At 39.7% G+C, this 13,769-nt stretch carries 14 protein-coding genes; 13 read left to right on the plus strand and 1 reads right to left on the minus strand.

Translation table 11 applies throughout. The features are described from left to right. Positions 1-138: 138 nt before the first annotated feature. The 12 genes from QNH28_RS10325 to QNH28_RS10380 all read left to right on the plus strand — a co-directional run bounded on the left by QNH28_RS10325 (position 139) and on the right by QNH28_RS10380 (position 10,127). The gene (locus tag QNH28_RS10325; protein ID WP_283911269.1) at positions 139-411 is read left to right on the plus strand and encodes a polysaccharide biosynthesis C-terminal domain-containing protein; all 273 of its coding nucleotides are present in this window, start codon (positions 139-141) and stop codon (positions 409-411) included. 129 nt (positions 412-540) lie between these two features. After that, positions 541-1,812 (plus strand): alcohol acetyltransferase, encoded by a 1,272-nt coding sequence (locus QNH28_RS10330; protein WP_283911270.1) that lies wholly within the window; start codon positions 541-543, stop codon positions 1,810-1,812. Then, positions 1,809-2,483: a DUF6320 domain-containing protein gene (locus QNH28_RS10335; RefSeq protein ID WP_076298519.1), complete on the plus strand. Its 675-nt coding sequence runs from the start codon at positions 1,809-1,811 to the stop codon at positions 2,481-2,483. Before QNH28_RS10330 ends, QNH28_RS10335 begins: the two co-directional genes overlap by 4 nt. A gap of 312 nt (positions 2,484-2,795) precedes the next feature. Then, a complete protein-coding gene (locus QNH28_RS10340; RefSeq protein ID WP_283911271.1) occupies positions 2,796-3,833 on the plus strand; it encodes an ABC transporter substrate-binding protein in 1,038 nt (345 codons plus the stop codon). 16 nt (positions 3,834-3,849) lie between these two features. After that, positions 3,850-4,839, plus strand: coding sequence for a FecCD family ABC transporter permease (locus QNH28_RS10345; RefSeq protein WP_283911272.1), 990 nt, complete (start codon positions 3,850-3,852; stop codon positions 4,837-4,839). 1 nt (position 4,840) lies between these two features. Continuing rightward, entirely contained in the window at positions 4,841-5,620 is a 780-nt protein-coding gene (locus QNH28_RS10350; RefSeq protein WP_283911273.1) for an ABC transporter ATP-binding protein, read from the plus strand. A gap of 45 nt (positions 5,621-5,665) precedes the next feature. Then, entirely contained in the window at positions 5,666-6,193 is a 528-nt protein-coding gene (locus QNH28_RS10355) for a HugZ family pyridoxamine 5'-phosphate oxidase (RefSeq protein WP_283911274.1), read from the plus strand. A gap of 3 nt (positions 6,194-6,196) precedes the next feature. Beyond that, positions 6,197-6,625, plus strand: a complete 429-nt coding sequence (locus tag QNH28_RS10360; protein ID WP_283911275.1) for a DinB family protein — start codon at positions 6,197-6,199, stop codon at positions 6,623-6,625. A 123-nt stretch (positions 6,626-6,748) separates the two neighbouring features. After that, positions 6,749-7,156, plus strand: coding sequence for a MerR family transcriptional regulator (locus QNH28_RS10365; protein WP_283911276.1), 408 nt, complete (start codon positions 6,749-6,751; stop codon positions 7,154-7,156). A 67-nt stretch (positions 7,157-7,223) separates the two neighbouring features. Further along, on the plus strand, positions 7,224-8,135 hold the full coding sequence (locus tag QNH28_RS10370; protein WP_283911277.1) for an alpha/beta hydrolase: 912 nt from the start codon (positions 7,224-7,226) through the stop codon (positions 8,133-8,135). Positions 8,136-8,604: 469 nt separating this feature from the next. Beyond that, entirely contained in the window at positions 8,605-9,195 is a 591-nt protein-coding gene (locus QNH28_RS10375) for a TetR/AcrR family transcriptional regulator (RefSeq protein WP_283911278.1), read from the plus strand. Positions 9,196-9,383: 188 nt separating this feature from the next. After that, a complete protein-coding gene (locus QNH28_RS10380; RefSeq protein WP_283912112.1) occupies positions 9,384-10,127 on the plus strand; it encodes an SDR family oxidoreductase in 744 nt (247 codons plus the stop codon). An 881-nt stretch (positions 10,128-11,008) separates the two neighbouring features. On the opposite strand, the gene QNH28_RS10385 is transcribed toward QNH28_RS10380, so the two are convergent. Next, a complete protein-coding gene (locus QNH28_RS10385; RefSeq protein ID WP_283911279.1) occupies positions 11,009-11,746 on the minus strand; it encodes a LytR/AlgR family response regulator transcription factor in 738 nt (245 codons plus the stop codon). Positions 11,747-12,216: 470 nt separating this feature from the next. On the opposite strand from QNH28_RS10385, the gene QNH28_RS10390 reads away from it, so the two are divergent. Continuing rightward, a complete protein-coding gene (locus QNH28_RS10390) occupies positions 12,217-13,767 on the plus strand; it encodes a radical SAM/SPASM domain-containing protein (protein ID WP_283911280.1) in 1,551 nt (516 codons plus the stop codon). The last annotated feature ends 2 nt before the right edge of the window (positions 13,768-13,769 follow it).

Below are 13,769 nucleotides of genomic sequence, written 5' to 3' on the forward strand. Positions count from 1 at the left end.
CAATAACCATAGAGATAAATTCCTTTAGGTAATATTGAAATACAGCCGGCCTGTTCAGGGTATTTCTCACAAACTACAAAAAAGACAGATGGATTCTCACTTGGCTCTAAAGTTGGAGCAAATTCAGTGCTTTTTTCTATGGTTGTTGATTACATACAGACTTTTGGTGTATTTGTCGTGCCTGTAATTTTTAATATTTTACTTGGTATTTCATTGCAGTCTATGGGGAAACCTCAGCTTTATATGGTTGGTAATTTACTGAGTGTAGTCTTGAAAATCATCTTGGATTTGATTTTTCTCTGCGTTTTCGATATGGGGATTACCGGTGCTGCTTTGGCATCCGATTTTGGCGATTTTACGGTATGTCTTGTTGATGGGGAATTTCTTTATCCTTCCTTTAATGCTTGGTAACATCGGCTTATGGCTTTCCTTTGTAGTGGCAGAGATAATCTGTGTCGTGGTAAGCTATGTTTGTTTGAGGAAGACAATGCAAAAGTGGAGTATCAACCAGTAACAGCAGAATAATAGAGGAGTTTTGAAGTGAAAAAGTGGTACAAACTTGATAACGCAGCAAAACTATTTCCATCCGTTACAAACACAAAAAACACTTCCGTTTATCGGATCTCAGCTGTTCTGACAAATCCTGTAGATGTGGATGCGTTACAGCAAGCCGCCGATACGGTATTCGACAGATTTCCGATGTTCACTGTGAAGCTTCGCAGGGGTGTGTTTTGGAATTATTTAGAGTCTAGCACGGATAAAATTGTGATCGCTGAGGATCAGCAGTATCCTTGTCGTAACATTGATCCAACTACAAACAATGGATATTTATTCAAGGTTTTATACTACAAAAATAGAGTCTCTGTTGAAGTGTTCCATGCGCTTACGGATGGTAATGGGGCTGTCGAGTTTTTAAAATCACTGCTGTACTATTATCTAATGTATATGGGACATGAAATTGACACTGAGGACCGGATTTTACTCGCTGATTCAGGCGTGGATATCCATGATATGGAGGATGCTTTTCGCAGATACTACAAGGATTGTTATGTTGAATCGGTTAGAAACAGCCGAGCGTACCACATTAAAGGTACAGCTTTCGAACAGTTCGGAAATAACGTGGTACACGGGGTCATAAGTGCCTCCCAATTAAATGCCCTCGCTAAGCAAAAAGAAAGTACGATCACTGCTTATTTATCCGCATTACTGAGTTATTCTATTTATCAAACAAGAATTAAATATAGCAAAAGTAATGCTCCCGTGGTTATCGCAGTGCCTGTCAATTTGCGCAAAGCATTCCCTTCACGTACTCTTCGTAACTTCTTTGGCGTAGTTAATCTTGGCGCGCGGATTACGGAAGATACCACACTGGATGAATTAATTTTTAGAATGAATGAGATGCTGAAGTATAAGACGGGGAAAGAAAATTTGCAAAATATCATTTACAATAATGTGGCGCTTGAACGGAACAAAGCTACGTTGTTTGTCCCGTTATTTTTGAAGAACTGGTTCGTGAATTTAGGGTTTCATATGCTTGGGGAAAGTAAAAGAACACTGACCTTGTCCAATATCGGCAATATTATGTTGCCACAGCAAATGTACAAGCACGTAGAGCTAATCGAGGCATTAGTCTATCCATCCAATAAAAGCCCTATGAACTGTGGGATCAGCTCAGTCAATGATAAGCTGGTGATCACGTTTACCAGAAATATAGTGGAATCCGATATATTGCAATATTTCTTTTCGACCTTAGCGGGTGAGGCTGGACTTGAAGTTAAAATCTACTCAAACGATTGGGGGATTAGCGAATGACCAAATGTATTCGTTGCAACGTGACGGTTGATAATCAACATTATCGTTGTCCACTATGCTCCAAGCCAATTAAGATCAGGGGAGAGAGCACGACAGAATACCCGTCCTATAAAGAGATCTATCAGGAAACCAAACCATTTACGGTAGCTAAATTGTTCCTCTTTTTGACTATATCTGCGATCGTGCTTTCGATTACAATTAATGCGTTGACCTATCATATCAATCCGAGAATATGGTCAATTATCGTAAGTACAGGTCTTATCTATGCGTGGATCGTTGTTAAAGACACCATTTTATCTAATAAACATATCGGCAGAAAAATTTTATACCACTATGTCATGTTGTCCATTTTCCTTTTGGTGATCGATATATTTGTTGGTTTTAGGGGATGGTCTACCAACTATGCAATCCCACTGTTTGGAGTGGCAGCTACATTTATTATGACTGTGCTCGCAATTGTTCAAAAATCATTATGGCGTCATGATATAGGCTATATTTTAGCGATGTTTTTTATTAATTTATGTCCAATGCTTCTATTTGTATTTAATTTGTCTCATGTCATTTGGACCAGTGTTTTCTCTATCGTATACTCACTCCTAACCATTATTGGGATGATAATTTTTTCTGACCGGAAATTTATAAGCGAAATCAGAAGAAGATTCCATTATTAATAATCGAGATAGATTTATTCCAATCTATAATTAAATATTTAGGTTTATTATGCATATTGACCACGTCCTTTGGATGTGGTTTTTTTGTGGATTTAAGAAAGTGAAGGGTTCATACGACACCGAATTCCTATTTTTCTACAAGAAAGGTTGTACTTTTTAATGGGATGTTTAAGGCATTTTTTCTAGTTTAAAATTAAAATAAAATTCTTGACACTTCCTAATGATAACCATTATCATAGGAATGGTAGATGAAAATGAAAATCATTATCACTACTTGGAACGTATAATTATACATACTCGGAGGGATAGATTTTGAAGAAATTATTAGTACTTCTGGTTGTTGCAGCGCTTACTGCAATGACTGCATGTTCGTCCACCAATACAGCGGACAATCAAACCAAGAATGAAGCCGTAACGAATACAGCTGCTAATGAAACGAAAGAAGCAAATGCAGCGAATACAACAGAAGCAGCGAAAACAGCGGATGCTGGAAAGGAATACAGTCTGGAGAATGATGGTGTAGATGAAGCATTGTTCAATGAAGCATTAAGCCAGTTTCCAGCCACAGTTCCACAGCGAATTGTAACTACATCTGTACCATTAACAGAAATGCTCTACTTGCTTGGAATCACACCAGTTGGGGTGCCAACCTCCACCAATCCAATCCCTGCTGATTTTGAATCGATAGATAAAATTGGTTCGCCAATGGCACCGGATCTTGAAGTAGTAACAAAGCTTGAGCCAGACTTGCTGCTGGGAGCAGAATCACTTCGAAGCACACTGGATAAGACACTGGAAGGCATGGATTTGCAAAAAGCGTATCTACGCACAGAATCCTTCGAGGATTTAAAGCTTAGCCTTAAAGTATTAGGTACTTATTTTAATAAAAAAGATGAGATGAATGCGGCTTTGAGTAAGATATTGGATAAAGAAAATGAGCTAAGTAAATTAGCCGAAGGAAAAGAACTGCCGAGCGTGATGCTCGTTATTGGAACCTCTGATTCCTTCATGGTTATGAGTGAGAAATCTTATCTAGGTAGTTTGGTGAAAAAGCTTGGCGCTGATAACATTGCTACATCTGTACTTAAAGTTACGGACACTTACTCCCCGATTAATATGGAGAACATTGTAGCCGCTGATCCAGACATTATTCTTGTACTCGCTTCAGGTGATCATGGAGCGACAAAGGATAAGTTCAAAAAAGAAATCGAGAAGAATGAAACTTGGACCAAGCTCTCCGCTTATACAAACGATAAAATTCACATGTTAGATTACAGCGTGTTCGGTGTGACTTCGATTATTAATGCAGAGACAGCACTAACTGAAATTGCAAAATACTTCTATGAATAATTAAAGGAGACGGCAAGTGATAAAAACATCTCGTAGCAGAATAGTTGTTATTGTAACGGTTCTATTAGCGCTCGTTGCCGCGATTATCGCAATCGGACTAGGCTCTGTATTCATTTCGGTATCTGACATACTCAGCACGATCTTTAGTTCATCGTCTAAGGCGGTGAATGCCACCATCATATGGGATATTCGATTACCACGCGTATTACTGGCGATGGTCATCGGAGCGAATATAGCGATCTCGGGCGCACTGCTGCAAGCTGTGATGGGTAACCCACTTGCTGATCCTGGATTGACAGGTGTAACTAGTGGGGCTGCTGCATGTGTTCTTGTCATAATGCTTGCTGCACCACAGTATACTCAGTTCATTCCGATTGCTGCTTTTGTTGGTGGACTAATCGCTGCCGGCATTGTATATGCATTGGCGTGGAGACGAACCGGCATTTCGCCGGTTACCATTATTTTATCTGGTGTTGCTGTGAATGCGCTCTGCGGAGGCGTTATCGGACTCTTAACCATCATGTACAGCGATAGACTTCCTGCAGCGGTTCAATGGCTTAACGGTAGTCTTGCGGCTAAAGGGAATAATGCCTTGATGATGGTTTTGCCCTATGCCATTGTAGGTTGGATCTTATCGTTCTTCGCGATTCGTAAGGCAAATATCATTCGTCTGGGTGATCAGGTGGCTTCGAATCTGGGTGAGAATGTGAACCGAATTCGTATCTTACTCTCCTTACTGGCAGTATTTCTAGCGGCTATTTCTGTAGCAGCCATTGGAATGATTGGATTTGTTGGTCTAGTTGTACCGCATATGGCGAGAATGCTTGTTGGTTCTGACTATAAATATCTTTTGCCGATGAGTATGGCTCTTGGCGCTTTAGTACTGTTGATTGCGGATACAGGTGGTCGTACTCTATTTGCACCACTAGATATTCCTTCGGGTATCCTTATGGCTGTGATTGGTGGACCTTATTTTCTATACCTGATGAGAAAGAAGGCATTCTAACATGTTTACTGTCGACTCCATTTCGATTCGGTATGAGCAGAAAAGCGTGATTAACAACTTCTCTTTTTCCGTAAAAAAAGGCGAGATCGTCTCGATCATAGGACCAAACGGCTCCGGTAAATCCACTTTGCTCAAAGCGGTATCACGGCTAATTCCTTATCACACGGGTACGGTCATACTCGATGGTACGGATCTGAAGACCATGAGCGCCAAACAAGTCGCACGAAAAATGTGCATGCTGAGCCAGAAGAATCAAGCGCCGAGTGATATGACTGTGATCGATCTGGTCTCTTATGGCAGGTATCCACATAAAAAGTGGTTCGAAAGATTGAACCAAGAAGATATGGATATTGTACAGTGGGCTCTTGAGAAGACACATTTGATGGAATATAAGGACCGAGCCGTAGCTTCATTGTCAGGTGGAGAATCACAACGTGCATGGATTGCAATGGCTTTAGCACAACGCCCTCTGATCATGTTGCTTGATGAACCGACCACGTACTTGGATATTTCCCATCAGCATGAAGTGCTAGAGCTTGTTCGTGAGTTAAATCAAGATATGGGTATGACCGTAGTGATGGTGCTGCATGATCTCAATCAAGCTTCTACTTATAGCGATAGTATTGTTGTAGTGCAGGCTGGTGAAAAAGCGATGTATGGCACACCCAATGAAGTCATGACAGCAGACATGATCCGGGATGTCTACCGAATGGATGCGGAAGTCCAGTATGTGCCTACAGAGAAGAAACCTCGTATTCATTTGTTGAGTACCGTTCGATAGATTCTTAGTGTTATTACATAACCTATTCATGGAGGGATTTTTTTAATGAAGAAGCCTGTAGATGTAGAAAAAAATAAAGAAAATTACTTACAATTTATTAATAAACGTAAAAATCTGATTTTGAGTTTAATCGATGATGAAGGTAAGCCTTTTATTAGTTATGCGCCTTTCGTAAAGAAAGATGGCAAGCTGTATATCTATATTAGTAAGATTGCAGAGCACTATGGCTATATGGAAAATAATGATTTTGTAGACGCTTTTCTAATTGCGGATGAGTCTGAAACAAATAATAAATTTGCAACTGAGCGTGTGCGTTGGAGTTGTACCTCAAGCAATATCGGCAATGATGGACATGAGGATATTTTTGAGTTGTTCAATGCGGATCATGGTGAAGCTATGCTGAAATTGCTGCGTGGACTGGATTTTTCATTGTTCGAACTGACCCCATTGAAGGGTCGTTATGTTGTAGGATTTGGATTGGCTTTTGATATTGATGTGGATGCGAATATATTTAATCACGTTGTTATTGATAAGAAGAAAGACGAAGAAGCAACTGTACAAGGGAGCAAATAGCCGATGACTATTACTTCAGTACTGCCTATCTGGCAAGCGGTTCAAGAGCGATTTCATAAAATGGTGAAGGCATTGCCGGAAGAAGACTTAAATCTTAAATTAGGCAATTCGTCCATCGGAGGTTTGATTTCTCATAATGCCGAGGTAGAGTTTATGTTTGCAGAGTGGTTCTTTGGTAGACCTAAACCCCAAGCCGATGATGCAGCATATACTACATTAAGTGAACTGGTGGATCTGCTAACGGCCTCCAATGAGAATTTAATTGCAGCGATGCGTGAGCTTCCGGAAGATGCTTGGCATGTGAGTGTAGAGTCGTCTTTTGGCACATCTACTCCGCTTGAAGCGGTAGGAAGACTTATGTATCACACAGGCATTCATGCCGGACAGATTTCTCTGATTCAGAAAAATGCGGTTCGAAGTGAAGCGCTGTAAGGTAAAAGAGTAGAGTAGACATGGGGAAACGGCAGAAATGCCGTTTTTTTTGTGCGTTCTTTTGAAGTCCTATGTAACCTGTTGATTTGGTATAATATAGGTGATTCCAAGGGGGCGTAAATCATGACGGAGTACTTGCGAGGACAAATGGCCAAGATGGCGAATGTGAACATGGAGACGTTAAGGTATTATGAAGAGCTTGGACTGATTAGCATACCTTTACGATCGGAAGCGGGGTACCGTCTCTATTCGGATGAGGTACTTAGCCGACTTGTTTTTATACAAAATGCTAAACTCTGTGGATTCACATTAAAGGAAATCAAAAAGGCGCTCACAAAATCGGAAAGCAGCGGCATTAGCATAGATGATTTTGTAAACGTTGTAGATAAAAAAATGGATAAAGTTCGTAGCGAAATTGCTAAACAGGAAATAAAGCTCACTGCTCTTGCAGATTTGCGAAAAAATTTGTTGGCTGCAGATAAGCATCCAGGCGTGCAGTCAACGCTAGAAATATTAAAAATGGAATCTTAACTTGACCTTGTAGTCACCTACAGGCTTTACACTCTGAGTTGAAAAGACCTGTGGGAGGGATCGAGATATGGAAAAAACGAGTGTAGAACAGCTTGCAGCGATCAAAAATTATTTGAAACAAACAAATCGGTTTGAAAGTAAGTCTGTAGAGCAAATTCGGCAAGAAATGGTTGAAGCGGCTGCGAAGCTGCCCAGTCATACCGATGTCACAGTTGAACGGGTCATGATTGGGCCATTAAGCGGAGAGTGGATCATTCCTATGGAATCTGATCCACCTGATGATAAAGTGATTCTTTATTTTCATGGTGGTGGTTTTATTTCAGGAACCTGTGAATTTTATCGCGATTTAGCAGCACGAATTGCAAAAGCTAGTGGCATGAAAGTACTAATTATTGAGTATCGCCTTGCGCCTGAGTATCTTTATCCCGCTGCTAATGAAGATTGTATAGGGGCTTACCGGTGGTTGCTTGCGAATGGATATTCTGCGAGTGATATCGTGTTTGGAGGAGACTCTGTTGGAGCCAGCCTTGCGCTGATGACACTGATTACTTTGCGGGATGAAGGTAGGGAGTTACCAGCAGGTGCTTTTTTAATCTCACCGCATACTGATCTTGTCCATTTGGATGGTGAATCGTATCAGAGTCGTGCGGAGCTTGATCCGACAGGTAGCTTGGAAGGGAATAAGTGGATACTTGATGCATATGTAGGTCCTCGAACAGAGTCGGCTCCTATATTATCGCCGTTAAGAATGAGTTTGCAGGGATTGCCTGATTTACTCGTTCAAGTAGGCGACCATGAGGTGCTATTAAGCGATTCAACGAGGTTGGCTGAACGGGCGAAAGTAGCGGGTGTTCATGTAGAATTGGAAATATGGGAGAAGATGTGGAGTGTTTTTCATTTCTTAGCGTACATGCTCCCAGAAGCTCAGCAAGCGATTGCGAAGATCGGTAAGTTTGTTAGAGAGAAGTTAGACGAGTGAGAATAAATAGATGAAATAATGTACCTTCACCTTCTTGAGAGATCAGGGAGGTTTTATTTGTTGGGGGATGGTAGGTACTCAGGGGTTGGTTGCTATAATTCTTCAATGTTACGGACCGTATTGCAGCTATTTGCTCATTTCAGCGCGTTTGGCTAACTATTCGGACTGCATAGCTCTTATTGGCACTTAAGAACGCTGAAAAGGAGGGGATTTGGGTGAAAAGCTGCATTTGAGTCCGAAAGTGATACGAATTGGCCAGATTTTCGAAAATAAGGGCTCCTCGGTCCGAATCATTTCGTACAGGTGCTAATGTTTATGGGATACCAAACGAGCTCCTAGTTTAATAAATTAGTGCGCGTCTATACTGATAATGATTTTACGAATGACAAAGTGATGATATTGTCAGTTTGTTTTTGATTGTTATATGCTATGATAATTACCATCAGAGATAGAGCGAGGGGAAATACAGATGTCGAATGATCTTCCATTATCTAAAGAAAACATTTTGGATGCAGCTGAACAAGTGCTCCGGCGTTTTGGTCCGGATAAGACTTCAGTTGTTGATGTAGCGAGGGTACTGAAGGTTAGTCATGGTACGCTATATAGACATTTTTCCAGTAAAGCAGCTTTGCGCGAATCGGTAACCGAAAGATGGTTGCATCAAAATATTTTAGCCCCATTGAAGGACGTTACTGAGCAATTTGATGGGAATGCCAAAGAGCAGCTACGTCTGTGGTTAGATACTCTAATTCGCAATAAACGGAGCTATGCTGTAGATGATTCCGAAATGTTTGCTATGTACGCCTCTGTAACTTTAGAAGTCGTAGATATGATTACCCAACACGTAGATCAATTAATTGGGCAACTCGCACGCATTCTTGAAAAAGGTATACAAACCGGGGAGTTTAAAGCGTTGGAATCAGAGGTTGCGGCAAGAGCTATTTTTAATGCAACATCGCGATTTCATCATCCTGCTCATGCGAAAGAGTGGCAGTCGGCTATGATTGATCAGGAATTCGAAGCGGTCTGGGAACTGATGCTTTCCGGAATTTCGTCATAAATTCTTATGGCATATTTCATAATAGAAAAATGATGGACTAAACCTTTTGATGAAGATCGGAAGGTTTTTTTGCGTCTGGAGAACAATTATAACAAATGACAAAAAATTATAATTGTCACTTGTTATTTGTGAGTGTTCGATTTATAATCAGACCAACAAGAAAGGCAACCGAATAGGAGGAATAAATGATGGATCAGAATTTGGTTGGAAAAGTTGCATTAGTGACTGGAGCTTCAAGAGGTATGGGACGGGAAATTGCGGAGAACTTGGCGTTACATGGTGCGAAGGTTGTTGTTAATTATGCAAGCAGTCCAAGCAAGGCAGAGGAAGTTGTGAACAAAATTAAGCAAAAGGGTGGAGAAGCTATCGCTATCCGAGCGGATATCAGCCAAGTGGCAGAGCTAGAACAATTATTCCAAGCCACATTGGAAGCTTATGGACAAATCGATATTCTCGTTAACAACGCAGGCATTATGATCACCAAGCCGATTGCCAGTATTACGGAAGAAGACTTCGACAAACAGTTCGCTATCAATGTGAAGGGTACCTTTTTTGCTTGCCAGCAAGCGGCTAAACATATGAGTGAGAACGGACGGATCATTAATTTCTCGACATCGGTTACAGGTCAGATGTTCCCAACCTACAGCATTTATGCGGGAACAAAGGGAGCAGTGGAACAATTCACTCGTCAGTTAGCTAAAGAATTTGGACGAAAAGGAATCACGATTAATGCGGTTTCGCCAGGTCCTGTTAATACGGAGCTTTTCACAGTTGGGAAGTCAGCAGAAGAGATTGCGAATGTTGGGAGTATGAATTCTTTTGGATGCTTGGGTGAGCCTGAGGATATCTCGAGTGTAGTGCTGTTTCTAGCCAGTAAGGAATCACAGTGGGTTACGGGCCAGACGATTCGTGTGAATGGGGGATTTATTTGAGAGGTTAGAAAATTTTATTTATGTGTAAAATGGCTTATCGGATGGGTGTTTACACTTGGAAAACCATACCTATCTCACCCCTTTACATACAAAGAGTAATGTCTTGTAAATCGAATCGTTAAAGACGTAGCAAATAATCAATGTATAATCATCGGTCATGTCTGCGAATTTGGAAAAGAGACCGCTGTGTTTTTCTGCAGCGGTGTCGAACAAACTAAGAATAGTGTTGATACCATTGGCATATTCAATCTAGCACAAAAGAAAATCAAATGGAACTTCCGCCTCGACACTAAGTACTGTGGCGGTTATTGTGTTGAGTAAATATAAGAGTAAAAGTAATTTTGTTTAGGTCAGGATTACACATGTTAGAGACTATTTAATATATCATGAAGATAAAGCAAGAATGAAACTTCAGCCCTCTTGAAAAATAACATAAGGAGGACGTGCTTGAAGGTGATGAAATTCGAATACTCACAACTAAAGTCTAAAGTCGCTGGCAGCGTCTCAATAGGCTCTTTGTGCTGTGCAAAATCAATCAAATGGAGTGAGAAGCGACGAGACCATTGGTTCTCATCGCTGTAAGCATAATCACGAATGGTTCATGATGGCTTTAAATCCATCACTGTGAACAATATAAACAGTCAACGTCTCTTTTCTAATATTGTACCTAATGATATTCTGGCTTTTAATTTGTAATTTTCAACCTCTATTATAATAATTCGATAGCCGAAATTTAATAAAGACTGTCGTTCTTATTATGTGCCTGTCTCTGAGGGGGAAGTATAAGATTGTTTGCTGAATTAAAGTGGTTGAAAAAATGCTGATCCAATATAACTTGAAAAAGAGAATTCTAATGACCGATCTTTGTATTCACATCATTACTATACTCTTTGAAAAGTATGTTCGCAAAGAGTGCTCGTATGAACTTCTATCACATCCTTCTTATACAATCGACCCAAAGGAAGTATGTCCTTGTTTGTCATTACTACTTTACTGGAGGTGAATTTTTGAATATGCTTCAGGTTAACAATGGCAGATTTATGTATCTGATAGAAATTCATATCGAGTCTTTCTGAGAGCTGAGTCAATGTTATCGCAGAATATAATACCTGATCCAGGGTGGTTATTTTAACATGTAGTTTATCTACTTTGACCAATGATATAATTTCAAATGTTTGTAGAATTACCTCTCCATCCGTTGTTTTTAGCTTAATGTGAGGGTAGATGGCGGTATTTATATATACGAATGCTCTTTGCAATAATACTTGGAACGTTTCGTAAACCAAGGGTTTTAACTGATAATAAAATGGTTGTACATTAAAACTATCGATCATATATTCAGGAGAATCAGCTAGAAAAATGATCTGGACGTTATAGTCTGGTTCAGCGCGAATTTTGAGTATAGTGTCTATCCCGCTGATGCCGGACATTTCGATATCTATAAGGATTAAGTGGAAGGTATATCGACCGGGAAGACTATAATAATATAATAATTCCTCTCCCGACGGAAAATATTGTACATAAAAGATAGATGAAGAATTTTTTGAAAATTCTGAAAAAAATTTCTTGAACTGCTGAAGCGTTTTTTCGTCATCATCGCATACTGCTATATGCAACAACAAAATCAACTCCTTTAATATGAGAAATAATCCAATTAGTGGTCATTATACCAGAATGATTATCTTAAATGCAATTTACTAGTTTAAACAAAAAACTGATTGATAACGGTTTCATGTCTGATAACTCATCCAAAAAATGTAAATTAAATCAAAAACACGCTGTTCATATCTTTGAAATGGAATTATATCCAATTGCTTCCATTTTATTAGTTTATATGTTATATTGATTTTGGAAGAGGCAATATTGCTAGAATACTTTGTGAAAAAAATCTCATGAATCTTTGATTTAAAAGTAAATTACCAGTATTGAGTACGAAATCCCTAGTACTATGGACTACAGCCGTAACTGAGAAACTAGAAGTCTTTTCACAGCTATCTGTATTTATTTTGAACATGACATGATTTGGAAAATGAAATGGTAGTAGAGAGATTAGAAATATATAGATTGATTCTAAGAAAGAGGTGGGAAAATGAGTACATTAAAGTGTCATGAGGAAATCGAGCGTTTGTTTGGAATAAAACATTATAGTGGGATTCATCGTTTGGGTAAGCTCTTCTCAACGGGGCAGAATATCTACTATTATGACACCGGAACGGGAAAGGTGCTGCAGTTGGAAGATGATGCCTTAAAGATCATGCAGTCCCTCTTTGAATTACCTGATGTTAATAATGTCAATGAATTGATGAGAGTACAAGGGATATCGATCTCAGCGATCAATGATTTTTGCCAAACGGTAGTCGATGAACATCTGTTTCGAGCATTTAAGCCCGACCGTTTGTATACTCCTGGCCATAACGAGCTTTTAGAGGAGCGGGTTAACAATGAGTTATCTCAAGTGATTCTAGAATTAACCGGTCGTTGCAATTTGCGCTGTGGATATTGCATTTACAATGAAGACTGCGACTTGAACAGAGATTTTAACAACAGTGATATGAGCCTGGAAATTGCGAAGGCAAGTATTGATTATGCGGCAAAGCATTCTGGAGAGAAAATAGCCGTTACTTTTTATGGCGGAGAACCGCTACTGAAGTTTGATTTATTGAAATGGGCAGTCGAGTATTCATTGGAAACCCTAAAGGGAAAAAAAATAACCTTTTCATTGACTACGAATCTGACTTTGGTGACTAAAGAAATTGCGGATTACTTGGCATTCGTTCCAGGAATGGGGGTTGTTTGTAGTCTGGATGGGCCGGAATATGTACAGAATTCATATAGAAAATATGCTAATGGTGAAGGCAGCTACTCACGGGCTATTCGTGGCCTGAAGCTGATGAGTGATTCGTTTTCAAAAAGTGAAAATGCACTTTCCATTAACGCTGTATTTGCGCCCCCATATTCGCATGACAAGTTGAATGATATTAACTCTTTTTTTGCAGATTTGGATTTCTTGCCTCCCAACGTAGACATTAACATTGGTTATGTTGCGGAAGGTAGTCTTCCTAATGCAGAAATAAAACTGAAGAACAATCATAATGTTAATCCGCAGGTCATGGATCCTTTGTGGTCGTGGTTGGAAGAACGTGCTTTGATTCGCCCTGACATTAGGGGTGATATTAATGACATTTCTTCGTCTGGTATTGAAAGCTCGTTAATCAGCATAGAAAAGCGTTATCTTACGGATTCCCCCGGTGAATTTTATCCGTTTAATGGCTGCTGTACTCCTGGTGCACGTAGACTTTATATCACTACTAATGGCGAACTATATGTTTGTGAACGAGTAGGCGCTTCTCCTTCCATAGGAAATATCGTGGAGGGCATTGATTTTGATCGTCTGAAAAAATATTATGTTGAAGACTATTCCGAAGGTTCGATAGAGCAATGCCAAGACTGTTGGGCGATTAGATTGTGCTCTGTGTGTTATGCCCATAACTATACAGAAGAAAAATTTGATTCTGTTGAAAAAAATAGAAAATGTAATTTGCGCAGAAGTGTCCATCTCAAGGATTTGGTCCTTTATCATACACTACGGGAAAATTCACCTGAAAAGTTAGAATTCTTGGAACATACTGAAATTTATTGATG

It is taken from the genome of Paenibacillus sp. G2S3, assembly GCF_030123105.1.
Classification (GTDB): domain Bacteria; phylum Bacillota; class Bacilli; order Paenibacillales; family Paenibacillaceae; genus Paenibacillus_AQ.